Raw genomic sequence first — 23,533 nt, 5'->3', positions numbered from 1 at the left:
CTCCCTCCCCTATGTCAGTTTGTCAAAGCAATCGAACAGCGTTCCCTCCGGCAGGCCGCTTGTGTCCCGGATATCCTGCAGGCTGCCGCTGGCGGCGACCTGCCCTTGCGAGAGCAGGATGAAGTCATCGCAGATCCGCTCTGCAGTATCCAGCACGTGTGTGGACATCAGCACTCCGGCTCCCCTCAGACGCTCTTGCTCCAGCAGGCCAAGGAAATCCTTGGTCGCTCTGGGGTCCAGACCAATGAATGGCTCATCGACAATATATACGTCCGGCCGGGTCAGAAACCCAATCATCAGCATCATCTTCTGCTGCATGCCTTTGGAGAAGCTGGCCGGGAGATGATGCCGGACTTCCTGCATTCTGAACTTGTCCAGCAGGGAATCCGCCTTCTGCTCAAAAACCGTCTCTTCAATCCCATAAACAGCAGCGGCCAACCCCAGATGCTCCCATAACGTCAATGTTTCATAGAATACGGGCTGTTCAGGAACATACGCATATTTCCCGGTGGAACCGCCGAATTCAATCTTCGCCTTGGAATGTGGAAGAAGCCCGAGTATCGTCTTCAACGTTGTGCTTTTTCCGGCCCCATTCGGACCAATGAGCCCCGTCAGCCTTCCAGGCCGTACCAAAATATTCATATCCCGAACCTTGGGGTTGCCATCCTCATAACCGGCCTCCTCAATATGCGCCTGAAGCACATAGTCCTGCTCCTCTTTGTTGTCCATCCTTGTGCACCACCTATGTATAACTAATTGTGAATCTGTCAATCACCTTGAATATCTATATCATATAGGAATATACGTGTACTCTTCTATAAAAGATCCAATTTCCCCGCAGACCAAAAAGAAAGGCAGGCTCCTCTAACGAGGCAGCCTGCCCTTCTTCTGGTTATGACGGGTTCGTAATATGGTGCAGTGCCTGAGCACACTCATGCAGGTGGCGGGAGTAATCCTCCACCATGTTCTGAATCACGTCTCTGCCGACATCCACGTGATCCCCGTCCCTCTCAACGTCCACAAGACTGACCTTGATCTCACGCGGATCCATATAAGAACACTGGAAGTCAAAGGAATAAAATTGATGCCCCGCTGCATCGATATGTATCCGCAGACTTTGGGGTTCCTTCGCATCCGCCTGTACCTGTGCGCTGTCCCCCGGGTTCAGGAACTCGGGCAGCTGCTGCTGCCAGGCATTGACCAGGATATTCTGATCCACCTTCAGCGGTTCATTCATCTAATACACCTCCCCTTACTGTTAAGGTGTGGAGGCGTACCCTTTTTTATACTCCCTCTTGGCTAACCTCCCCGCCGCAGGTGTTATTTCCCCGCAGTCCAGCGCCTTCTTGCCAAGCAGTTCATCTGTCCGGATGCATTTAAGCCCTGTATACGAGAGCTCCACCAATACCTGTTTGAGCCCCTCAAGCATTTTACCCGGCGCTTCGATATCCGCACCCAGCGTATCCCCGCTATCATGCAGTACAATAATCGACCCTTCCCTTATTCTGCCCATCAGCCTGCTCTTCAGCTGATCCGCGCTTATACAGGCTCTCCAGTCCCCTACCATAACCGACCACAATACGATCCGGTAAGAGTTCTTCAGGATAAGAAGATCGCCCAGGTTAAGAAGGCCCCAAGGTGGTCTGTAGAAGGTTGGCCGCTCCCCTGTGATCTGCTCGATAATATCTGCTGTCCGGTCAGCCTGCTTGTGCCGGCTTGTCCAAGGGGACATCAGCCAATTGGTCTTATGGACATAATTATGAATTGCAATTTGATGTCCTTCCCTATGCATTCGCGCAATTAATTCCGGATACTTCTCCGCCTTGCTGCCAAGGACAAAGAAGGTTGCCTTGGCATTATGCTCACGCAGCAGGTCCAAGAGCTCTGGTGTATAAGCGGGATGAGGCCCGTCGTCAAACGTAAATGCTACCCCTCTATTGGACGGGCCTTCGGAAATTACCCCCAGCTTGAATATCCGGGTCAGAATAAAAGGGAGCAGCATATAGAAACCCGATGCGGCTAATAGGAGAATAATAATGTCCGGCATCAGGATACCGCCTCTTGGCCAGGGATACATGCAGCTTGATCAGCAGCACGCTCCTTCAGAGAGGCCTGACTGATGATTAGCATGACTGGGGATAATTTCTCCGAGCCTGCCTGAATCCGCCGGTTTCCTTCAGGATGCATGGTTCTTAGAAGAAGCCGGAGATACATTTTGAAAAAGCTGCGCTGGAAACGTGCTTTTATAGGATGCTGTTCAAAGCCCATTCCATGAATAATTCCCCGGTGCAGAAGAGTAATCCCGGTTAAAGCTTTAATCTTCTGCAGCTCCGGCTGCCCGATCATATCCAGAGTGATCTGCTCTACAGCCTTCCTGAACATACGGGCAGTCCTAAGTCCGGCGCGGTCGGAGCCAAGTGTACGTACCATCTGCAGCACCTGACGGTTATCCAGGTGAAGCTCTCCAATCCACTCCCCTTTGTCAATGCGCTGGCCATCGTAACATTCTATTGGCTTGCCCTGGTGCTTCCGGATAACCAGCTTGCATATGCCATACCTTCTGACAGATTCGCTGCGGTACTTGGTCAGCACATCAAAGAGATCTTCCCATACCATCCACAGGGTTTGAAACGAATTTTTGATATAAGTTGCCGTCATTTTTATACCTGCTTTCTTGTTCAATTTTAATTTAAATCTCTTAAATCTCTTAAATCTCTTAAATCTCTTAATCCCTAATCCGTGGTCATTTGCCCGCCAAGATGGCAGAAAGCCGCCGGATATGAGCTCCCACGAGCTTGGCCATCCTGCCGCCCAGGCTTGGGCCAACCCATACCAGACCTATTCCGGCAAGGATCGTATAAATGCTCGGTCCCAGCGTACCGACTTTGAATCCAAACAGCTCACCCAGCACAGGTAACACCACCATCAAACAAGGGGTGATATAGAGCAGAACCCCGACAAACAAGCTAATCACACCTAGCACAAACATAAACATTAATCCCAGGATGACCCTCCAGCTGCGCGCATCCATGACATCGTCCCTGACCTTTTCCCATAATCCCCCTTGAGCAGGGGGGCTTTCCGGCACAGGGTCGATGGTCAGGTCAAGATAGACCTTAGCCAGAACTCTCTCATGCCTTACAAAAATAAACCGGGACTGCATCACATAATACAGAATAGGCAGGCCAACTAAAGTGAAGGAAAATCCAATCCCAGCCGTGATTCCCATCAGATAGAAACAGAAATAGAATACGCCCTTCACAAAGATGAGCATCAAATAAGTGAAGTTTCGGACATGCCTGTGAACTGACATATTAATAACCATCACTCCTCCTGAAGTCCATATATAAGCTGAACTATAGAATTTTGGCGAAGTAAGCACATAAAATGTTCATGGTTGCCTTGCTTAAATTCTATGGCCTAGTTCATCTTGTGTAATAGCCTGGAACTTATCAGCTTTGAACCTATGCTAGCTCTGCCGGTGTCAAACTGAACAGTGCCGTTATGTCATATGACAACTTTCTTTTACGGATTCCGGGCTTTTGCGCACACAAAAAGACGGTGTCAGGGACAATTCCCTGCACCGTCTTATAAAATTCATCTGTATTAGTTCTTGAGACTAATTACCTGCATCGTCATTTATGCAGTTCTGTTCATCCTGCACAGTCTCTAGCCATCTAACTTGAACGCCTTCTGTACCGCTTCTTCCCGGTTGCGTACCCCAAGCTTGGCATAGATGGTGGACGCATAATTCCGCACAGTTCCATCGGACAAATAAAGCTTGGCAGCAATCGACTTGTAGCGCAGGCCTTTAGCCAAACACTCCAGAATCTCCATCTCCCGGTCTGTCAGCCCGTATTCGCCACCCTGCCCCTCCTTACCAGGCTGTTCCGGGATATCGGGCTGTGACCGGTACCGGTCAATCAACTCATTGGTAATATCGGGGGCGATAATCTTACTCCCACGGTATACAAGACGGATCGTTTCAAACAGTTCCAGCGGCTGTACAGACTTCAGCATATAACCATCTGCTCCCCCGCGCAGAGCCTCTATAGCTTTGCCGGCTTCATCAAAGGTCGTTAGAATCAACACCTTCATATGTGGCCAAGCCGTCTTAATCCTCCGGGTAGCCTCCGCTCCATCCATTCCTGGCATATTCAGGTCCATTAGAACCAAATCAGGCATTACCTGCCCGCAAAGCTCAAGCGCGGATTGACCGTCCCCAGCAGCTCCTTCGATGACGAAGTCCCTTTCTCTTCCCAAGATCATCTTTAGACTGTCCTGAATATACGTCTGATCGTCGACAATTACGATCCGGATCAACTCCTCCATGGAGCCTGAATCCCTTGGCAGATTACACGTAACTGTAGTGCCCTCACCCTGATTGGAATAGATATAAAGCTGGCCCTGAAGGTTGGTTACTCTCTCCCGCATAGCCTGAAGTCCGAAGCCTTCCTGCAGATCGTCGGCTCCAAGCCCATTATCTTTCACTTCCAGCCGGATCTGTCTGTCCTCCACATGAAGGCTCACCTCAATACGGCTTGCCTGCCCATGCCGCACCGCATTCGTCAAGGATTCCTGAAGACAGCGGTATAATGTCATTCCCATCTGCTTGGGCAGTGTGATATCTTCACCATAACTTTTAAACCGGACCTCCGCTTTCGAGAAGCGTTGAAAATCACCGGCCAGCTTCTCCAGTGATTGCACTAGAGTCAGGTTGTCTCCCGAGCTTCCTGCCTGGTGCAAATATTGCCGGACTTCATCAAGACTTTTTCGGGTAAGCCCCAGCAGGGAGTCCATTCTTTTCCTGCCTTCCTCAGACTGCACATCCGGCCGCAAAGCTTCAAGCCCCATCAGTATGGACGTGAAGGCATGTCCCATCGTGTCGTGCAAATCCTTGGACATACGGTTCCTCTCTTCAAGCTGGGTCACATGCTCCATCTGGGAAGTGTACTGCTCCAGAACAGCATATTGATCCCGGATAATCCCACTCTGCCGGTGATTCACGACAAACAGCTGAAAGGCAAAGCCCAGTGTATATGCCAGTCCAAAAGTTATCGAAAGGGCCAGGACACCGTCTGCATGGGCAATTTCATTCAATAAAAACGGAAACAGAACAATAACCACCGGGCCGCTCCAGCGGTATGACTTGTGTGCGCTGTTGCTGGCAATCATGAACGCGGGGGCCAGAAAGATCGAGTAGGACGCCGGAAACAGGTACGCCAGAAACAAACACAAGCTTCCGGTGATCACGATTTCTGCGATTAGATAATAAATATAGTGCAGCTGCAGACAGAACCAGGGAGCCGAAAAAGCCAGTATTCCCCATAATAAAGTTACCCATAAGGGAATCGGAGCAGCCCCATATTGCGAGCATGCTGTAATTAATATTGATACGAAGAAAATGATCCGCAGTAAAAAGACCATCCAATCAAACCAAAACCACTTTTTCACAAGATTGTACACATCCATCTCCTCCAATACACCGGCAGCTCTCCATGTAGTATAGCTTAGCATTCCAGCAGCTTACCAGTTACAAAACGTCATATGACTCGCCATGACATTTATACAGTCAAACCGATAAAGATTGATGCACCGATCGGCATTCATATCTGGCTCCCGATAAAAAACAGCCTCCGGTGTCATCCAGAGGCTGCACAGATGGTACAATTTTCAGTTAGCTGAGCGGGCAGGTTTTGCCTCAGACTCTTCGGAGCCCGGCGGCTTGTTATGAAGCCCAAGCACACTGATCGTCCCGATGATGGCGATCACCGCCATAATGATAAAGAGCAGATGAAGACCACCTTCCAGGAAGTGTCTCAGTGTATTCCACAGCTCTTTCGGCAGGTCAGCCACCTCTTCCGGAGACAACAGCTTATTGATATCGTTCTGAGAGACCATGTTCCCCTGCTTCCGGCTGGCTTCTGCCGCATCGGCAATGTGCTGGTTGATCAGCACACCGAACACCGCCACCCCGATCGTCTGCCCAAGCGATTTCACGAAGGAATTCAAAGCCGTAGAGGCCCCTCTCAGGCTGAAGCCTACGGAGGATTGGGCAATAATGGTGAACACCGTAAAGGAGAAGCCGAATCCTAGCCCATACAGCGCATTCCACAGCATCAGCACATACTCAGGAGTCTCATCCGTAACAAACGCCATTCCCCCGGCTCCAACCACGATGAACAGCAGACCGATGATGGAGGTAATACGTGAGCCATGGCTGACGATCCAGCGTCCGCCGATCACCGATCCGACAAGCCAGGATACCGACATCGGTGCCAGCAGCAGACCCGAGCGCGTTGCATTCTCCCTAAGCACACCTTGAACCCATAGCGGAAAGTATGAGGTAAGACCGATCAACAGCGCACTCGCCAGCAGACTGGCAATGTTGGAGTAAGCTATGTCCCTGTACTTGAACAGTTTAAGCGGAACAAGCGGCTCTTCGGCCCGCTTCTCCACCACAAAGAACAGCACGAGCGACACTACCGCAACCGCAAAAATCACGATAAGCAAAGGGGAGTCCCATGCCAGCTGTTGTCCTCCGGCCGCAAGCCCGAACAGCAGTGCAGCCACCCCTATGGTGAAGGTGATCGCGCCCGCTATATCGATTTTGACTTTCTTCTTCTCAATATTCTCGTCCAAATATTTAATAATAAAGACCAGAGACAGAAGTCCAAAAGGGATGTTGAAACCGAACACCCATCTCCAATTGAACGCATCCACCACATAACCCCCGAGCAGCGGACCCACAAGGGAAGAAATCCCCCATACCGAGCTGATATAGCCCTGAACCTTGGCTCTTTCTTCAATAGAGTAGATGTCCCCGATAATTGTAAAAGTCACCGGAATGAGCCCTCCGGCTCCAATTCCCTGAATCGCTCTAAATATAATCAGCTGCTCCATGCTTGTGGCGAAGCCGCAAAGCAGCGAGCCACCCAGGAACAGGACCGATCCTACCACAAATACCATTTTGCGGCCGTACAAATCACTCATTTTCCCGAAAATAGGAGTCGTTACGGACATCGTGAGCAGATAAGCTGTAAACACCCAGCTCAGCAGCTGCGCACCGCCCAGCTCCCCAACAATTCTTGGACCCGCAGGTCCGATAACCGTTCCCTCAATTGCCGCCAGAAATGTCGAGAGCAGCAGACCGGCCAGAATATAACTGCGTTTTAATGAAGATGGCACTGGCTAGTTCTTCCTTTCTGTGTGAAACCTATAAAATTTAATTATAAGCAACGATCGCAAGTACGTCTATGCCCCAATTACAAAAAAACCATCCAGTAAAGTATCACGTGATGGTTATCGTCGCTAAATTCTAAAGTTCATTTTATATAGCTAGTTGCTCCCCCATCCTCTATACTCCCTCCTAAGCAAGGCATACAACTGCAGGTCAATATAACCTTCTCCCTGCTCATTTCTCTGATATTCCCTCAGCAGCCCCTCCGGTTTGAAGCCCAGCTTGTCCAGTACCCGTTGGGAGGCCTTATTCTCCTCCAGCACGAGCGCCTCAATCCGGTTCAGTCCCATGACGGAATAACCAAATTTCAGGATGGCTGACAGTGCCTCAGGCATATAACCCTGTCCCCAATAAGACTTGCCGAGGTCATAACCGATTTCCCCCCGGTCGGCCCCGGACAGCTGCCATATGTTGAAACCGCAGCTCCCAATTAATCCGCCCGTTTCCTTCAGTTCAATTCCCCATCTTAGGGTATCCTCGCTTTCAGACAATCCGTTGAGCAAATCAATCATATCCCTGGTCTCCTGAATGCTCTCCAACCGGGTCATATTCAAGAATCTCACCACGTCGGAATTGCCCCAAATCTGGAAGAGAGCTGAGGCATCGCGATCTTCCAGCTTCCTCAGCCGCAGCCGGCTTGTTTCTAGATCAGGGATTTCCCCTCTACATCTGTACACGGCTTGACTACCTCCCTCACCCGAACGTTCTCACCATTTATTATCCATAAGGTAACCATATTCCGGTGCAAGAAGTCAAAGCCTTTTCATGAAACAAACAACAATATTCAAGCTGCGATTTGCTTGGAACAATTTAGGTGATACTATAGACACTATACGGGGATACTATGGTGGAATCCCAGGTGTTGGTCAGAGTATGACGGACAAGAGCCACAGCAAATTAGGACTTCGGGCATCAACCAATTCAATAAAGAACAATAGTTTGGAGGACCATCATGGTATACACAATATTAATTATTGTGCTGCTGATTATTCTGCTCGCCGTCAGCGGCATAACCCGGTTCGGCTTCCGCCAGATTACCCAGATGAAGCTTCAGACTTCAGATGGCTTATTTGGCTTCATGGAACAGATGGGGGTATACTCAAGAGAGAAATTTCATGCCCTGGTGAAAAGAGAGGCGCGGGTGACCTCCCGCGACGGCCTGCTTCTTCATGGCTACGTGCTTGAGCCGCATCCGGACTCCAAGCGCTGGATGATCATTGTTCACGGCTATACGGCCTCACTTGAGGTTGCGGCGCAATTCATTGGAATGTTCGAGGACAAAGGCTTTAATATTCTGCTGATTGATCAGCGCCGTCACGGCCGGAGCGAAGGGAGCTATACCACCTACGGGTATCAGGAGAAGTATGATATTGAGACTTGGGTTAAATGGGTCACCGATCATTACGGGGAAGATATCACCATTGGACTGCATGGCCAATCCCTAGGTGGGGGAACCGTATTGGAATACTTAAGCATCGCCCACCCCAGCGTCAAATTCGTTATCGCTGATTGCCCTTATTCTGATCTAACCGAGCTTATCCGCCACCAAATGACGGTGCTGAACAAAGTTCCGGCATTCCCGTTCATGCCGCTCATTGATCAGCAACTGGAGCGCAAGGCTGGATTCCGATTGGCCCAGGTGAGTCCAATTAAGGCGGTAAGATCAAGCTCTCTGCCAGTTTTATTTATTCATGGCTCTGAGGATACCTATGTTCCTACTCATATGAGTGAAGATATGTATGCGGTCAAGCCAGGTCCCAAGGACCTGCTTATTGTAAGAGGAGCTGTACATGCCAACGCTTACGGGGTTGATCCCAAAGGCTATACCGATAAGGTACAGCACTTCATCGATGAGGTTCTAAGAGCCGCTCCCACCCCGGAAACGTATCATACCGAAAGCGAGACTTCCGCGCTGACACATTCCCGCTGACACCATTCCTAGATGAGGAAACGACTTAGAGCCGCACTGGCTGCTTGATATCCAAGCTCAGGGCGGCTTTTATATGAATTCTATTCTCCATTCATGGTCACTCTACAGCATATCCACGGATCATTTGGTGCTGGGCCATAACGATATACTTGTCCAATCTTTGGCTAAGTTCCAGCACATTCGCGCTGGTAAAGTCCCGGTCTCCAGCCATGGCCGCCAACTCATATCTCAGATTCTCGATCAACGCGAGAAGTTCCTCGTTTACCCTGCCGCTTCCTTTGTTATGCTGCTCATGCGGTTGATAAGCTTTGGATGCCATAATTCTCACCTTCTCTCTTATCATTACAAAACTATCATACCCCATGATGCCAAAAAAACATATTTTACAAAATTCAAAAAAATTAGCATTCTTTGTCGGTATATTTTAACTTCAAGTAAATGTCAGACTATCACATAATTGTATCCAAACATATACAAAAATAAAAGAGCACTCTCTCGAGTGCTCTCTAGACATGTAAGGTCTATCCGCCAACACCATGGTTGTGCAAAGCCTGAATGCCACCTTGGGAAACTTGTTCAGTAGCAGCAACGCCACTAAATACCCCAACGGCCAAGATCAATGACAGAATAATCTTCTTCATCCTGACTCACCTCCCCCGGTTAACACCTTATTAAGTTAGCAAATGATGACTAGCTCTCAAAGATGGAAGATCAGGGTTGACTAAAATGGATAATATTCCCTGATAGGATCATCATACAAGTAGACTCTACTTTTGTAAAGCAAATTTCATAGGATCCTTATACAATCCTGAAACGGCGGGTGCTAAAGGGATTGTTCTTCTCCTTGTTTCTTAATTCTTCCATCATATATTGATACTCACTTTTATGCTGCTCGGAAGCGTACGCCCTATATGCTTCAAACAGGGTGATACACTGAATGACGTCCCAGTCATTGTTCAGGATAAGGGCCAGTCTTAGTGCGAATAAGGTGCTAGATATGCCTTCGGCGTATTGATTCTTCCTGAACTGGTATACCGCGAGCTCGTAACGGAGTGAGAAATGCCTGTCCACTTCAATCGGATCTTGTTCATTGAAATCATAGATGACCTGAAAGATCTGCTCGATAATATCATCTGCATAGAAGCCATATTTGTTAGCTGACTCAATAATGGTCAGCATGCCTGGAAGAATCTCGCCCGGGTGTTCGAGCAGGAAGCTGCAGTACTCAGGTAGAATGGAAATATTGCCTGTCAGCATTTCGAGTGTATAGGCATTGGCCTGTGCCCATAACCTGAACTTCTTCACTTCCATCCAGCCTATTTCATTCAGATCCTCGAACCAGCTTAAATCGGCGTAACCGGTGACGTATTTCTTTGCCTTGTCATACAGTTCCTGCTTCTGAAGAGCAATCGTCTTCAAGAGATAACCTTGTCCGTAGTAGACAACCAAATGGCGCTCGGTGCCAAGCACCTGCGGCTCCCTCTCACGGACCTTCCTTTGTAACTGTTCGCGATATACAGCTTGTGCCAGAGCTCTGAGTTCATCGGCATACTTCTCGACCTCCCTCCACTTATGGAGGGTAAAGCAAACGTTCGCAAGCTTCAGAATCGCATCAAGCTGATAGTTCTCCGGAAGTCTCCTGCGAAAGGGCTCGAACCGGATAACCGCTCTCCAGTTCTGTTCCGCATCAGGTCCCTGATGAGCCATGAACAATCTGTAATGACTGATGGCAAGACGCTCGGAGTGACTGTCCTTCTCCATTTCCGCAACAGCTTCATAGAATAAGGCGGATTCTTTAATCTTGCCTTGATGGTACAGCTTCTCACCTATTTCGAATAACAGAGCAAGGGGCTTAGCGGTCTCAAGCAGCCTGGAGATCGCGGCATCGATACAGTCCCGTTTACCAAGCTCTGCACATCGGAGCAGGTAAGGCTCAAGCCGCCGTCGTGATACCTTGCCGCCCGCAAAGCATTCATCCAAATATAAATGATAGAACCACCCTTCCGGGTATCCCAGCGTTTCTGTGATGATATCCAACTGTCTTATAGCTATAGGCTTAGGGGGAGACCCGTGCAGAATCGCACTTAGACTCCCCCTGTTCATTCCGGAAAGATGTCCAAATGAGGTGAGTGTATAACCGGAGCTGAGCAGATGATCCTTGATCTCTGAACGAATTGCATTCATAGACTCCATTCCACACCTCCTGTGATTTGTATTGATAATAATAGCAAAATTACATATATTTGACAATTGGTTAATTAAAAACAAAAAAAAGCCATCCCTACTAGTTATTCACCGGATAAATTAGGAAATCCTTCCGGTTTAGAATAAACGGGATGTCTTTTTCAGATCGAAAAAATTTTCTGATGCCCTTCGGCTCCTCGGCTCCAACTTATCTTGATTGCTCTGCCTCAGGCTGGAGAACTTCACTGCAGAGCTCCTTCAGCACGCCCTTGATCTCCTTAAGTTCCTCAAGTCCGGCACCGGTAATGGAGTATTGATCATCATGCGGGGTCAGAAAGTTCTCCTCCGTCAGACGCTCCAACTCCTGCTTCACCTCTCGCTCGGCGACCTTATAGCCGTGTTTCTCCAGGATCAGCAGCGTATCCCCCATATTAATATCCTCCAGACTGGCATTATGGAGCATGTGGATACGGATAAATAAATTTTGCACATCTGCGCGCATATGTACCTCTCCTTCCGGTGTGAGATAATTCAGATTGTACTTACCCCCAATTGAGGAATTGGAAACACGCCACTGCGGCTTAAGCCTTACCGGGCCTGCACTCTGAGACTGCAGACAGCCTTGACAATCAAGTTCAAAAAAGCTCTAATTATATGATCAGATGTGCACGAAGGAGGAGTTCCTGTGTTTCAAACAAATGAATACAGCGGCACACGCCGTGAACAATACGAAGCTGTGCTGACCCAACTTAAAGGGCTTATTCAAGGTGAGCCAAGCTATATCGCCAATCTGGCCAATGCCTCGGCTCTACTGGGCCAATTTCTGAAAGATGTGAACTGGGTAGGCTTCTATCTCTATGATGGAACCGAGCTCGTGCTCGGGCCGTTCCAAGGTCTTCCGGCCTGCATCCGCATCCCGCTGGGCAGAGGCGTATGCGGAACCGCCGCCGGGGAGCGAAGAACGCTCGTTGTTGAGGACGTCCATGCATTTCCGGGCCATATCGCTTGCGATGCCGCTTCTAATAGTGAAATTGTGGTGCCCATTATCAAGAATGATCAGCTTATCGGCGTGCTTGATATTGACAGCCCGCTTAAAGGCCGATTTGATGATACGGACCGCGAATACCTGGAGCAATTCGTCCAGGTGTTGGCCGGGGAGCTGCAAATCGCACTCTAAGCCTGACTGGAGCTAAATCAATTGAAGCTATATCACCTTTCATCTAACAGCAACCAGTCCTTGCTTTTGCGGCGGTGCTGCTGACACCTCTATTCATCAAGGGGCCGTCCTTTTTTGGGGACGGCCCCTGATTTTGTTCAGGAATTCAGTTCAGTTTGTGTTCGAAAAGCTCCGAGAACGAACGCAACAATGGTCGGCATCGCTGCTCGGGCTGCGGACCGCTGACCGTATATTCATCTCCAATCTAGCCGTGCCGCCCGGGGGCCAACAGACAGCACGGCGCTAATCTTTTGAATTCTTGCAGCAGCCTACAGACTCAATCTTGTCTAAGCTAACTGTAATCATCCGGGCGATGGATAATCGTTAATCCCTCGACATGGCGCTTGCTCATGATTTTCTTCTTCTTCCGGTTCTCCTTCGACTCGAACACTATATCAAAGTCGTACTCCTCCGGGTACAGCTCCTCCTTGGCAATGTAAGGCTTCAGGCGTTTATGGTTGATCCTCAGCTTTTGCTTCTGCACCATTACCCCTAACATCCCGCGTCCGTCTTGAGCTTCACAGATAATACCAACCCGGCCCAAGGAGGTCACCATGACCGCATCTCCGATTTCAAAAGGTTTCCTTGCATTCAAAACAGGCGGTTTCTGCGTTTCGGAGGCAGGTTCTTCCTGGGGAGCGGACTGGGAACGCCCCTGTCTGTCCTCTGCTCTCTCCCCTACAGGGGCGGTGCTCACACTGTTCTCCTCTGACACATGGGCACCGATTCCTGCCGAACCAGCTATGGCCTCATCGTCCACAGCCTGCTCATCCGGGGAATGCTCTTGCATCTCCCATGTGCAATCCGCCTCTTCCCCTGTCCGTCCTTCCAGCCGCTTCTCCAACTCCTCCTCCTGGCCCAATTTCGCTCCCACGTCATCCTGTCCCTCCGATTCCGCGCAGTCAGCATTCTGAAAGCTGGCAGGCTCTATCGACGGCACGTTTTGCGTAAAAGTCTCCGGGCTCGCTTGGCGCATCGGCTGGCTTAGGAGCAGCTCTCTGGAGCGCTTCAGAACCTGGGAAGCAATGCCCAGCTTCTCGGCAATCTCAATTGCGTAGCTCTGACCAGCCAGGCCGATGGTCAGCCGGTATAGAGGCTGGAGCGTCAGCGGATCGAATTCCATCCGCGCGTTCTCGAATCCCGGAGTAGCCGCAGCGAAGGTCTTGAGTTCGTTAAAGTGCGTAGTCACGAGCACCGAAGCGCCTTTGCGGCTGAGCTCCTCCAGGATCGCAGTCGAAAGTGCGATGCCTTCCCCCGGATCTGTCCCGGCGGCAAGCTCATCTATCAGCAGCAGCGTTCCCGGGTCAGCGGCTTCCAGCATCCGGACCAGGCTGCTGATCTGAGCCGAGAAGGTACTGAGAGACTGTTCAATGCTCTGGCCGTCTCCAATTACGGCCATAATCCGGTTATAAATACCGAACCGGCTTCCGGGCCCTACGGGAATGAGCAGACCTGACTGCACCATCAGTGTCAGCAGCCCCAAAGTCTTGAGCACAACCGTCTTACCTCCGGTATTGGGTCCGGTAATAATAAGGGTTCTGAAGCTTCGTCCAATTTCGATGTCCAACGGAATCATGCTCTCCAGCAGCTTAGGGTGCTTGGCGCCACGAATCCGGGTATGCCGCTCTTCACTCAGTTCTACCGAAATGCCGCCAATCGACACAGCAAACTTGGCTTTGGCAAAAATAAAATCATACGTGCCTGTGATCTCAATATTCATGCCGATCTCTGCGGATTCCCTCTCCACCATTTCAGACAGAAGGCTCAGCACCTTCGCTTCTTCACGGGCCTCATCTCCCTGAAGCGCCTCCAGCTCGGATTGAAGGCCCGAAATTTCGTAGGGCTCCACAAACACGGTCTGCCCACTGGTTGAATAATCAAGCACACTGCCCTTCACTTGGCGGTAGTACTCCTTCTTAAGCGGGATTACATAACGCCCGTTTCTTACGCTGATCAGGTTCTCTTGAAGAATCGCCTGATGCCTGGACATGATGCCCTGGATCTTTTTCTGGATACGCTCTTTCACAACTCCGATGCGCCTGCGGGCCTTCTCCAGTTCCCGGCTGGCCTCATCGGTTACTCTCCCGTGCCGGATGCAGCGGAGTATCTCACTCTGCACGGCGGGAAGCTCTCTGAGCGAGGCGGCATAGGAACTGATCGTTGGAGCCAGATCCCCCTTGCCCGCCATATACTTGCGAAGCTGTGTACAGCTGTGCAGAAAGGTGTACACTGCCGTCAGGTCGTCTTCTCTGAACAGGTATCCCGTCCCCATCAGGGACATGACCAGCTCAATCCCTTCCAGCGAAGGCAGCGGAATGCTCGCCCCCTTCTCAAGGATGTTCTTGGCCTCCTGAGTCTCCTGCATCGCCCTGTAAATCTGGGGAAGCTGGCTCATCGGCTGCAGCCCGCTGACCTTCTCCCTCCCCGCATAGGATACCGCATAGCCCATAATGTCCTGCTTGATATGATCATACTCGAGTGTGGTTAATGTGTACTCTTCCATGTGTGTACCTCCTAATGTTTTATAAAATAAAAAAAGAGGGCAAAGAATGCACGTGTGTCATTCTTTGCCCTCGGTAAATACCTGTTTATTCCCCTGTGTGTAAAGCCAAAAAAACCGTGCTGAAAGACAGCACGGTTCACATACATGGGAAATAAACAGCCATAAGGCGCCGTTTGATGTACCGCGTGTTCTTAACTAAGTCACAGACCGCAGAAGGGTGCAGGAAACCAGGCCCCCGCTTAGAGCAAAGCCGGGCCAGATCGTTCTTCTCACAGTCTTATGAAATTAATTAGTTAAGAACATTCACCAACATCAAGATTTCCCCTTATTTTAGAGAATGGAGTAGAATACACGCCTAGCTTCCGCCAGCGTCCACCCTACTCCTATAATTTAACAGCAACCTCTGCCTCAGTCAACCCGGAAGAAACCTAACTGAAGCTTAAGCCTTCCTCCGGGTGCAGCGCATGGCAAGCCGGGCTCTCCTTCAGACGTTCCCGCTCCATCTCCGCTTCCTTGCTGCGCAGGTATTTACGGCCCCTCCAGCGGATAAGGGACAAGGCTCCGCGGAAGTACTCATCCGTGATCATGCAGGCGTAGATGGCAACCACACCCCAGCCAAGGGACACGCCAAGCAAGTAAGAACAGCCTGTCGCGATCAGCCACATGGATATCAGCGAGATATTCATGACAAAGCGGGTGTCACCCAGTGCGTTAAGCGCATCGCCCAGCGCCATATTGAGCATTTTTCCCGGCTGCAGCAGCAAATTCATCCACAGCAGGGACACGCCGATCGTTAAGATTTCCGGGTCTGAGGTGAAAAGGCTCAACAGGTACTTGCCAGCCAGCAGCAGCACCAGAGCATTCAGCATGACGAGGGGCATACCAATTTTCAAGGCACGGTATGCCGCTGAGTAAGCTTCCTTCGTACGCCCGCCCCCGAACAGATGGGCGATCTGAATCTGGGTGGCGAGCGCAACGGAATAACCCAGCAGGAAGCAGAACGACTCCAGAGTATTCATGTAAGTCCGGGCCGCCAGCACCTGGGTGCCGAGCATTGCCAGGAAAGAGAAAATCGCCAGCTGGGAGAATACCCAGCAGCCCATATTCACACCCAGCGGCCATCCGATCTGCATAATTTCCTTAAACAGCCTCCGGTCAAAAATCCGCAGGTCGGAAACGGTAATCTGACGCTGAAAGGTCCCTACATAGATGAACAGCAGTACCAGGGTGGCGATCAACCTGCTGACCAGCGTCGAAATGGCCACTCCGGTAAGTCCCCATTGCGGAAAGCCAAACGCGCCAAAAATAAACCCATAATTCATCACAATATGAATGATGTTCATCCCGACAGCCGTATACATCGGCCCTTTGGTGTTCCCGGTATTGCGGATTGCTGTGCTGAGCGTAGACATAACCGCCGTTAGCACCATGCCTCCGCCTACAATGGAGATATACACTCTCGCCAGAGGAACCAGTTCCTCTGGCATCTGCAGCACGCGGGCGATCGGTCCCGGCACGATAATCAGGATCACGCTAAGCACAGCACCGATTAAAGCGGTCACCTTCAATGAAATGATGGAAACGGTACGCGCTTCTTCCTCCCGATCGGAGCCCAGCTTCTGGGCAATCAGGATTCCTGCCCCGCCGGCCACCGTCGCAAAAAGAGTGGTCAGCGCATTGAAAAGCTGATTCGAGAATCCAACCACTGCCACGGCGTCATCCGACAGCCGGCTGACCATCAGCGTATCCACGGCTCCAAGCAGAAACTGGAGAAACAGCTCAATAAATATGGGCCATGATAGGGCCCATAGGGTAAATTTGTCTTTTTGCAAACTGCTCACTGTGTTAACACCTTCCCGGTAAGTTCTGTATGTAAACAAAATTATAGATGGTATACTGGGATGGAAGTATCAGTATTCAAACTCAAAGTATCAATTTTCCAACCTGAATTTCTGCCGAGATGAGGTGCTCTATATGCCGCTTCTGCAATTTAATATACCTCCGCTTCCCTACTTCATCGTCAGTGGACTAGCCGAGCTGGCTCCGGGCAGCAAGCATCCGGCAAGACGCAGCATCGGTGTATTCGACCTGCTTGTTGTGGTAGAGGGCTGTCTGTATGTGGGCGAGGAGGACCGTCACTATGAAATTAAGGAAGGCCACTCGCTTATACTCCGGCCTGACGCCTATCACTATCCCACCATGGCTTGTACGGAGGTGACTCGCTACTACTGGATTCATTTTCATACCAGCGGGGAGTGGAGCGCCGCGGATGAGACGGGCGGGGCGGATATGAAGGACAAGAGCGCAGAGCCTCCTCTGTTTCTCCCCTTCTATTCCATTACACCCTTTTCGATCCGGGTCCCCCAGTTCACAGAGCTGCTTCAGCCGGATAAGCTGTATGCTACGATGCAGGAGCTTACCCAGATGAACCAAAGCATTCATCTGCCCAGTGTAAGACTGCGCCAGCAGGCACTTTTCCAGGACGTCATCCAGCAGCTTTCGGACACCCTTACGACGGAGGCGCCGTCTCCCCAGACAGCCTGCGCCGAACGCGCCGCCGCTTTTCTAAGAGCACATTACCAGGAGGAGATCACATCCAAAGTGCTCGGGGAGTTTATGAATTTCCACCCGGTATATATTGCACGCTGCATGCAAAAGGTGTTCGGCTGCTCCCCGGCAGCCTACCTGCTCAGGTACCGGATTGCCCGGGCCAAGCTGCTGCTGCTGCAGACCGACTTGTCGGTTACACGGATCTCTGAAGAGGTGGGATTTAACCACCCCGCCTATTTCACCTCCTCTTTTGTCAAGCAGGAGGGGTTGTCGCCGCGTAAATTCAGGCAGCATTTCTCCTGATATATTTTATATTTTCCAAACCTTTACATCTGCCTGAGCAGCTGCTTTAGCAGCCTCCATCTCTTATGCGAAAATTAAGATATCGGGTAATACTATCTATATAAGTGGACTTAAGGATTGCCAGTAGAGCAACAGCGGCCTTAAGTGGCCCTTCACACTGGCTGCCTTACTTGTAAATCCAGCAGTTGAACTTATACAGATCGCATTTCCTAAGAGGGAGACCTCGGAAACTTTATCTGCCATCTGTACGTATTAGAGATTGTCAACCAACAAATTCAGAGGTGGTGAATCCGGTGAAGAGATCCCTGCCCCATACTAAAATAACTATTGTTCTATTCTTGCTGCTGTCCTTAGGAGCTCTCTACAGCCCTTCTTCCGCCCATGCCGGATATCTTGATGACTTCTTCAGCGGCGTTCAGGAAATTACTGAAATCCCAGCCGAAGTCAATCAATTGAAGCAGGAATATAAGAAAACAGTGAATAAGCTCGAAGAGGCCCAAGGTACGGTGGAGGCTTACCGAAAGCAGAACGAAGCGTTAATGGAGCAGAACAAAAAGCTCAATCAGACCGTACAAGCCCTGACTGAGGCAGAAAAGGACCGTGAGGCCAGTTCCAAACGGATTCGCATTCTGGTAATCACAGGAGCCGCTCTGCTGCTGGGCTACTTCATTCTGCTGCGTGTTCTGCGGGTGGTTCTCCGGCGATAGAAGAGCCAAGGTGCAGCAGCCAACAGCCAGCAGCCGCGCCATTCACAATAGATAAGAGGAGGCCCAGGTGGCATGCAGCTGATTAATGAAACCGAGACCGGACACTCCGGTGGACAAGCCGTGCGGTTCGTGCTTGAAGAGGATGAGAAGGTACACGTGCTTCATCCCCAGCAGATTATTGCTTTTAAGGGGCCTTCCGCGAACCGGAGTGACCGCCTGATGAATATGAAAGGCATGTACCGGAAGAAGAAGTTGATCCAGGCCGACCTGCGGGGAACCTGTGAATTCATTGCGGCTCTTCCCACCGGTTACAGCATGAAGCCCATTGCCCTAGCGGAGGGGGACGATCTGCTGTATGACTTCCGCCACCTTTTCTTTTATTCCGAAGGAATTACGATGCAGACCCGGATTCTGAACGTTAAGAATATGCTGATTACCCGGGATGCGGTAAAGATCAAATTCTCCGGCAGCGGACAGATCGGCATTCTGACGGAAGGCCAGGTCTGCGAAGTAGCTCTGGACCCCGTTGAGCCGCTGTATGTGGATGCGGGCAGTGTGATCGCGTATCCCGAGAATGCCAAGTTGGAGCTATCCGTGTATGGCAACCATCTGGCCAGCCAGCATATGAGCTACCAATGGAAAATGACCGGCCTAGGAAAGGTCATCCTCCAGGCCGGACGCCAGAGCCACCGCCTGGAACAAGAACTGAAGGATGATGGCCTCATCAAGCGCATCCTGCGTGAGGTCATTCCGTTCGGGGGCGTTATCATCAAATAAGCAAGCCGCCTTGATCATCTCAAGACGGCTTGCTTATTTGCTTTCGTTCTATATTAAATACATAAGGGATAAGTAATCCTAAAGAAAGGTGAGCGGGCATTCGCCTCAGCGGGAGCGCTTCTTCCCGGCGTTGATGTTGTCCACATCAAGGCCTTTCCAGATATTCGGCATCTCCACGTCTTCAGGATGCTCGAACACCAGAAATGCCGTCGGCAGATAGCGTTCACCATACTGGGACGAAGGTTTGTTCACAACCTCATTGTCCTTCACCAGCACCGAGGAGGAGCCGCCATCCAGATTCGCGGCAATCACAGCCCCGTGCTCCAGCATAATCTGCTGCACATCGTACAGATTCGCCCCGATGCTGTAGCCCGGCTGGCGACCGTCAATGACAACAAAAATTATTGCTCCGTCCTTGCGCTGGCCCATGGCCGTCCTTGGGGCAATCCCCCAGCCCTCTGCCGCATTCTTGATTAGTCCCTTGCCGTTAACAATCATGCGCGGCTGGAATGTTACCGCCTCCTGGAGGCCCAGACGGGACAGCTCTTTCAAAGTATAGTTGCCCGCGATCATTTTGCCCTGCTTGTCGATACCCACAATCTGCGTGGACTTCGAACCGTTACCATTGTAATACAGCTTGCCATCCACCACGACAACACCGATGGGCTTGAAGCCGTTGCCATGTCCATTAGGGTCCACAAATCCGCCGCCGTTCACGCCGGCAATGGCACCAGTGCGTTTCACCATACTGGAGACCTTCTCCCCTGAACCAACCTTCCCGGGCACTCCTAGCCGGATCTTAGTCGGATCGTTAACAATCATGACGTAACCTTTGTAGCCGCTGCCCGAAATATTCTCAATCTCCACAAGCGGCTTGTTCTTGTCGATTCCTGTCCGGACGATCTGGTGCGTATCCTTCTCATCCCCCATATGCTCGAAGCGGCTGTTGTACTCGGCCACGCGCTTCTTCAGCTCATCCTCACCAATAATAAACTTGGCCCAGCTTCTATGCTGAGTGGTGATCAGGGTATCCGCAATCATATATCTGAGATTCTGGGCTGATGGGGCGAAATACAACCAGCTTCCACCTGCAATCATCAGTACTAGCAGAGCCAACACAATTCTTGAAAACACACGGAAAAAGCCCGCTTTCTTCTTCCTCCGCTTGCCCGCAGCCTTCTTTTGTACACGTGCACTGGAACGGCTGGGTAAAGTTCTTGGTTCCACCTGAATTCTTCCTCTCTATGCATCCTATCTATTTTTTTTGAAAATATGTTCTTTTTCATCATAATAGACGAAAAGCCGAGAATCAAAGTTTCAATATTTTCATTTTTGGACCGATTCGGCAAATAAAAAAAGACTGCCGGTACTGGCAGTCCTAAGCCCTTACAGAAGCTACTTAACCCCAATCCCTTGGGCTCTTCTGTACCGCATAATTTTACGGAACATCGTTTTGTCCTTAAGCTGATTAAAGATATATGGGTCCGGGCTCGTATTTACCTCAATGATCCAAGGCTTCAATGACTTATCGAGTCCGACATCCACGCCAATCTGTCTGAAATGCGGGTATGTGGAGTTGTAGGCTTTAGCCACCTTCTCCCCAAATTGATTCAGCTCCTGAATAAGTGAAGTCAGCTTCGGTCCCGACACATGCTGGGCAAGCAGCACCTTCGTCGGCATCGGCGTTCCGCCGCTGTGATAATTGGTTACGATCTTACCTGGATGTGCTGCTCTTCCAATCTGCCCTGTAGTCTCCCACTTGCCCGATGGGTTCCGTTGAACCATAATCCGGATATCAAACCTTCTCTTGTTATGCTTGAGCAGATGAATCCCCTTCTGGATAAGATAGCTGCGGCTGCCGATGAGTTTTTTCAGGCTCTTGTAAAAAGCGTCAAATGAACTAAAGCTTTTGGTAGAGAAATTGTACTGGTACTTATACCGGTCTGCCCCCTCCAATTCGGCACGGATGACCCCATTCCCTTGGGTACCGCTCTCCGGCTTGACATAGACCATATGAAAGCTGCTTAACATACTCTTCAGATTCTTCTCGTTAAATCTCCGGGTATCAGGAACGAAAGGTTTTACTTGGGGATTCTTCAACAACACTTGGGTCTTGACCCACTTACTTTTTATCGCCCGGATCAGTTTTTTCTTACCACTCATCTTGCCATCCTCCTCTGTCTTTGCCCGGATCACATCCGCGTCCTGCCGGCTGCCCTACCCATCAATTTCGTACAGAGCAAAATCAATATCAAAAGTATCGTATGCGGAGCTGTACGGATTGGTCTGAAACAAGGGCCTACTAGGTGGGAATATGCGGGAACAGAAGAAGGCCGCCTGCCAGGGTACTAAACCTGCACAGACAGCCTCATAGTTAGAGGGCTTCAAACTTTTCAAACTCTTCTCAATCTTGATTCTGATTGTAGGTGGAATGACTTCCACAATTACCTGGATGAAGGTGGTTCTAAAGCTTGGGCAAGCTGGATGAGGCGGCGAATCCCTTCGCGAATCTCTCCCTCATTGACGAAGGAATAGCTGAGCCGAATATGGCTTCGCAGCTTACCCAGCGGGTCATGGGCGCTACCGGGTGAGAAGACGATCCCCTCCCGTTGGCATCGCGACAAGAGCTTCTCCACCGTAATTCCCTTCTCAGGAAGCCGTACCCATAAGCTTAATCCGCCGAGCGGACTCTCCCACTGCCAATCTGTTGCACCTAAGGCTTCCTCCATGACAGTCTTACGTATATTCAGGGCTATTCTTAGTTTCTCTAAATGGCCGGTCAGCCGCTCAGAAGCCAGGTAGAGCAAGAACACCTTCTGATTGAGCAGCGGAGCCCCGTTATCCATCTGCATTTTGTACCGCAGCATCAGGTCCATCCGGGGCGGCTGCGCACACATTACGGCGATCCGCAGGCCCGGCGCCGCGTATTTGCTGAAGCTTCGAATGTACAGTACCCATCCTTCCGTATCATAGGCTGCAACAGGCAGCGGCGGAGCTTCACCGAAATAGATATCACGGAACGGGTCATCCTCTACAATCAGGCACCGGTACCTCTCTGCCAGTTCAACCAAAAGCTTGCGCTGCCATACAGGTACCGTGTATCCAGTAGGGTTATGAAAGGTCGGATTCATGTAAAATACCTTGGGGTGGTAGCGCTGCATCAGATCCTCAAGACAGGATAAGTCATATCCATCCGAACGGATATCGACAGGGACAATCTGAGCACCCCGGCCTTCAAAGATGGGGATGGCCGCATGGTAGGTTGGCCGCTCCATAAGCACGTAGTCCCCCGCATCCACAAAAGCCCGCGCCGCCAGGTCAATCGCCTGCTGTGCCCCGGTTGTAATCAGCAGATCCTCGGCAGCCATATGCAGCCCGTGGGTTCCAGCTAAGTAAGCTGAGAGGATCGACCTCAGTTCCTCATCCCCCTGAACCGAGGAGTAGGTTCCCAGCACCTTCGGATATAAATCAAACACCTTCTTGGCGTACTCTGAGAAATAACGGTTCGGCAGCAGTCCCGGATCGACAAGGGCCTGGGCGAAGGAAGGAGGAGTTTGCCTTAAGGAGGCCGAGGAGAATTGATCCCCTTCACCTGAATCCGCCTGGTGTATACGCTGATTCACCGGGAGTACATAATAACCTGATTTCTCTTTCACATAAATGCGGCCGGTATCCTTGAGCAGCTGGTAAGCCCGCAGCACAGTTAATCTGTGCACTCCCAATTCTTCAGCTAACAACCGAACCGATGGAAGCTTCTCATGCTCCCCCCAGAAGCCGGTGGACAGCTTACCCAGCAGGTAATCGTGCACCTGCCGAAACAGCTGTGGAGAACGCTCCCCCGCCTGTATACGAAGCTGGTCCTGCCATACGGTTGGTCCAGCCAAGATAGCATTGGTTTCTGTCGTAGGAGCTTTGACACCGGTTTGGGTGCGCGGTTTAGCCCCGGCATCCACGATAACTGCCGCCCGATTCGATAAATCCTCGGGTATACGGCCTTGTTCAGGCTTTTCAACACTTGAAGCCTTTGACACCCGGCTCCGTAACAATTCCGCCGGCTTGCCCCTTTGAGAATTTGATGTCACGCTCCCTCTCCTCCCTCCATTAGAGAATATTCTAACGTTAC

At 50.7% G+C, this 23,533-nt stretch carries 21 protein-coding genes; 5 read left to right on the top strand and 16 right to left on the bottom strand.

From position 1 onward, the window contains the following. Positions 1-9 precede the first annotated feature (9 nt). From BN6628_RS03325 to BN6628_RS03290, 8 genes are all read right to left on the bottom strand, one after another. Positions 10-729: an ABC transporter ATP-binding protein gene (locus tag BN6628_RS03325; protein WP_068614221.1), complete on the bottom strand. Its 720-nt coding sequence runs from the start codon at positions 727-729 to the stop codon at positions 10-12. Between the two features lie 163 nt (positions 730-892). Then, a complete protein-coding gene (locus BN6628_RS03320) occupies positions 893-1,237 on the bottom strand; it encodes a hypothetical protein (RefSeq protein WP_068614217.1) in 345 nt (114 codons plus the stop codon). A gap of 21 nt (positions 1,238-1,258) precedes the next feature. Continuing rightward, positions 1,259-2,047, bottom strand: coding sequence for a polysaccharide deacetylase family protein (locus tag BN6628_RS03315; protein WP_068614214.1), 789 nt, complete (start codon positions 2,045-2,047; stop codon positions 1,259-1,261). Next, the gene (locus tag BN6628_RS03310; protein WP_068614211.1) at positions 2,047-2,658 is read right to left on the bottom strand and encodes a YkoP family protein; all 612 of its coding nucleotides are present in this window, start codon (positions 2,656-2,658) and stop codon (positions 2,047-2,049) included. The genes BN6628_RS03315 and BN6628_RS03310 overlap by 1 nt, the downstream gene beginning before the upstream one ends. Positions 2,659-2,743: 85 nt before the next feature. Beyond that, positions 2,744-3,325, bottom strand: coding sequence for a sensor domain-containing protein (locus tag BN6628_RS03305; protein WP_068614208.1), 582 nt, complete (start codon positions 3,323-3,325; stop codon positions 2,744-2,746). A 344-nt stretch (positions 3,326-3,669) separates the two neighbouring features. After that, positions 3,670-5,472: a helix-turn-helix transcriptional regulator gene (locus BN6628_RS03300; protein ID WP_235847706.1), complete on the bottom strand. Its 1,803-nt coding sequence runs from the start codon at positions 5,470-5,472 to the stop codon at positions 3,670-3,672. A 201-nt stretch (positions 5,473-5,673) separates the two neighbouring features. Beyond that, positions 5,674-7,188 (bottom strand): MDR family MFS transporter, encoded by a 1,515-nt coding sequence (locus BN6628_RS03295; RefSeq protein WP_068614204.1) that lies wholly within the window; start codon positions 7,186-7,188, stop codon positions 5,674-5,676. Positions 7,189-7,338: 150 nt separating this feature from the next. After that, positions 7,339-7,917 carry a GNAT family N-acetyltransferase gene (locus tag BN6628_RS03290; protein ID WP_068614200.1) on the bottom strand — a complete coding sequence of 193 codons (579 nt, stop codon included), beginning with the start codon at positions 7,915-7,917 and terminating at the stop codon, positions 7,339-7,341. Positions 7,918-8,192: 275 nt separating this feature from the next. On the opposite strand from BN6628_RS03290, the gene BN6628_RS03285 reads away from it, so the two are divergent. Further along, positions 8,193-9,170: an alpha/beta hydrolase gene (locus BN6628_RS03285; RefSeq protein WP_068614197.1), complete on the top strand. Its 978-nt coding sequence runs from the start codon at positions 8,193-8,195 to the stop codon at positions 9,168-9,170. Positions 9,171-9,267: 97 nt separating this feature from the next. Here the strand turns inward: BN6628_RS03285 and BN6628_RS03280 are convergent, their stop codons facing one another. From BN6628_RS03280 to BN6628_RS03270, 3 genes are all read right to left on the bottom strand, one after another. Next, a complete protein-coding gene (locus BN6628_RS03280; protein ID WP_068614194.1) occupies positions 9,268-9,489 on the bottom strand; it encodes an aspartyl-phosphate phosphatase Spo0E family protein in 222 nt (73 codons plus the stop codon). Positions 9,490-9,968: 479 nt separating this feature from the next. Further along, positions 9,969-11,363 (bottom strand): DNA-binding protein, encoded by a 1,395-nt coding sequence (locus BN6628_RS03275; protein ID WP_068614189.1) that lies wholly within the window; start codon positions 11,361-11,363, stop codon positions 9,969-9,971. A gap of 199 nt (positions 11,364-11,562) precedes the next feature. Next, positions 11,563-11,856 (bottom strand): hypothetical protein, encoded by a 294-nt coding sequence (locus BN6628_RS03270; RefSeq protein WP_068614184.1) that lies wholly within the window; start codon positions 11,854-11,856, stop codon positions 11,563-11,565. Positions 11,857-12,039: 183 nt separating this feature from the next. On the opposite strand from BN6628_RS03270, the gene BN6628_RS03265 reads away from it, so the two are divergent. Beyond that, positions 12,040-12,531 (top strand): GAF domain-containing protein, encoded by a 492-nt coding sequence (locus BN6628_RS03265; RefSeq protein ID WP_068614181.1) that lies wholly within the window; start codon positions 12,040-12,042, stop codon positions 12,529-12,531. Between the two features lie 331 nt (positions 12,532-12,862). Here BN6628_RS03265 and BN6628_RS03260 read toward each other — a convergent pair whose 3' ends face one another. Together BN6628_RS03260 and BN6628_RS03255 are read right to left on the bottom strand one after the other, a co-directional pair. Beyond that, entirely contained in the window at positions 12,863-15,073 is a 2,211-nt protein-coding gene (locus BN6628_RS03260) for an endonuclease MutS2 (protein WP_068614178.1), read from the bottom strand. Between the two features lie 428 nt (positions 15,074-15,501). Further along, on the bottom strand, positions 15,502-16,905 hold the full coding sequence (locus tag BN6628_RS03255) for an MATE family efflux transporter (protein ID WP_082927072.1): 1,404 nt from the start codon (positions 16,903-16,905) through the stop codon (positions 15,502-15,504). A gap of 142 nt (positions 16,906-17,047) precedes the next feature. On the opposite strand from BN6628_RS03255, the gene BN6628_RS03250 reads away from it, so the two are divergent. The 3 genes from BN6628_RS03250 to BN6628_RS03240 all read left to right on the top strand — a co-directional run bounded on the left by BN6628_RS03250 (position 17,048) and on the right by BN6628_RS03240 (position 19,410). Continuing rightward, complete coding sequence (locus BN6628_RS03250; protein WP_068614171.1) at positions 17,048-17,926, top strand: helix-turn-helix transcriptional regulator; 879 nt, start codon at positions 17,048-17,050, stop codon at positions 17,924-17,926. A gap of 293 nt (positions 17,927-18,219) precedes the next feature. Further along, the gene (locus BN6628_RS03245; RefSeq protein WP_082926766.1) at positions 18,220-18,633 is read left to right on the top strand and encodes a hypothetical protein; all 414 of its coding nucleotides are present in this window, start codon (positions 18,220-18,222) and stop codon (positions 18,631-18,633) included. 72 nt (positions 18,634-18,705) lie between these two features. Then, the gene (locus BN6628_RS03240) at positions 18,706-19,410 is read left to right on the top strand and encodes an AIM24 family protein (RefSeq protein WP_068614164.1); all 705 of its coding nucleotides are present in this window, start codon (positions 18,706-18,708) and stop codon (positions 19,408-19,410) included. A gap of 105 nt (positions 19,411-19,515) precedes the next feature. Here the strand turns inward: BN6628_RS03240 and BN6628_RS03235 are convergent, their stop codons facing one another. The 3 genes from BN6628_RS03235 to BN6628_RS03225 all read right to left on the bottom strand — a co-directional run bounded on the left by BN6628_RS03235 (position 19,516) and on the right by BN6628_RS03225 (position 23,492). Then, the gene (locus BN6628_RS03235; protein ID WP_068614161.1) at positions 19,516-20,637 is read right to left on the bottom strand and encodes a phosphodiester glycosidase family protein; all 1,122 of its coding nucleotides are present in this window, start codon (positions 20,635-20,637) and stop codon (positions 19,516-19,518) included. Between the two features lie 168 nt (positions 20,638-20,805). Beyond that, positions 20,806-21,573 carry a YheC/YheD family protein gene (locus BN6628_RS03230; protein ID WP_068614158.1) on the bottom strand — a complete coding sequence of 256 codons (768 nt, stop codon included), beginning with the start codon at positions 21,571-21,573 and terminating at the stop codon, positions 20,806-20,808. Positions 21,574-21,854: 281 nt separating this feature from the next. Continuing rightward, complete coding sequence (locus BN6628_RS03225) at positions 21,855-23,492, bottom strand: aminotransferase-like domain-containing protein (RefSeq protein WP_316245789.1); 1,638 nt, start codon at positions 23,490-23,492, stop codon at positions 21,855-21,857. Positions 23,493-23,533 lie beyond the last annotated feature (41 nt).

It is taken from the genome of Paenibacillus tuaregi (assembly GCF_900086655.1).
GTDB lineage: Bacteria > Bacillota > Bacilli > Paenibacillales > Paenibacillaceae > Fontibacillus > Fontibacillus tuaregi.
The sequence above is the reverse complement of the archived record's forward strand: the minus strand, read 5'-3'. Positions and strand labels throughout refer to the sequence as shown.

What these genes read in the sequence shown, in the direction of transcription:
- BN6628_RS03305 (WP_068614208.1), bottom strand. Translation starts at nt 3,325, where the DNA reads ATGGTTATTAATATGTCAGTTCACAGGCATGTCCGAAACTTCACTTAT.
- BN6628_RS03250 (WP_068614171.1), top strand. Translation starts at nt 17,048, where the DNA reads ATGCCGCTTCTGCAATTTAATATACCTCCGCTTCCCTACTTCATCGTC.
- BN6628_RS03260 (WP_068614178.1), bottom strand. Translation starts at nt 15,073, where the DNA reads ATGGAAGAGTACACATTAACCACACTCGAGTATGATCATATCAAGCAG.
- BN6628_RS03300 (WP_235847706.1), bottom strand. Translation starts at nt 5,472, where the DNA reads ATGGATGTGTACAATCTTGTGAAAAAGTGGTTTTGGTTTGATTGGATG.
- BN6628_RS03275 (WP_068614189.1), bottom strand. Translation starts at nt 11,363, where the DNA reads ATGGAGTCTATGAATGCAATTCGTTCAGAGATCAAGGATCATCTGCTC.
- BN6628_RS03285 (WP_068614197.1), top strand. Translation starts at nt 8,193, where the DNA reads ATGGTATACACAATATTAATTATTGTGCTGCTGATTATTCTGCTCGCC.
- BN6628_RS03230 (WP_068614158.1), bottom strand. Translation starts at nt 21,573, where the DNA reads ATGAGTGGTAAGAAAAAACTGATCCGGGCGATAAAAAGTAAGTGGGTC.
- BN6628_RS03325 (WP_068614221.1), bottom strand. Translation starts at nt 729, where the DNA reads ATGGACAACAAAGAGGAGCAGGACTATGTGCTTCAGGCGCATATTGAG.
- BN6628_RS03240 (WP_068614164.1), top strand. Translation starts at nt 18,706, where the DNA reads ATGCAGCTGATTAATGAAACCGAGACCGGACACTCCGGTGGACAAGCC.
- BN6628_RS03315 (WP_068614214.1), bottom strand. Translation starts at nt 2,047, where the DNA reads ATGCCGGACATTATTATTCTCCTATTAGCCGCATCGGGTTTCTATATG.
- BN6628_RS03280 (WP_068614194.1), bottom strand. Translation starts at nt 9,489, where the DNA reads ATGGCATCCAAAGCTTATCAACCGCATGAGCAGCATAACAAAGGAAGC.
- BN6628_RS03270 (WP_068614184.1), bottom strand. Translation starts at nt 11,856, where the DNA reads ATGCGCGCAGATGTGCAAAATTTATTTATCCGTATCCACATGCTCCAT.
- BN6628_RS03310 (WP_068614211.1), bottom strand. Translation starts at nt 2,658, where the DNA reads ATGACGGCAACTTATATCAAAAATTCGTTTCAAACCCTGTGGATGGTA.
- BN6628_RS03320 (WP_068614217.1), bottom strand. Translation starts at nt 1,237, where the DNA reads ATGAATGAACCGCTGAAGGTGGATCAGAATATCCTGGTCAATGCCTGG.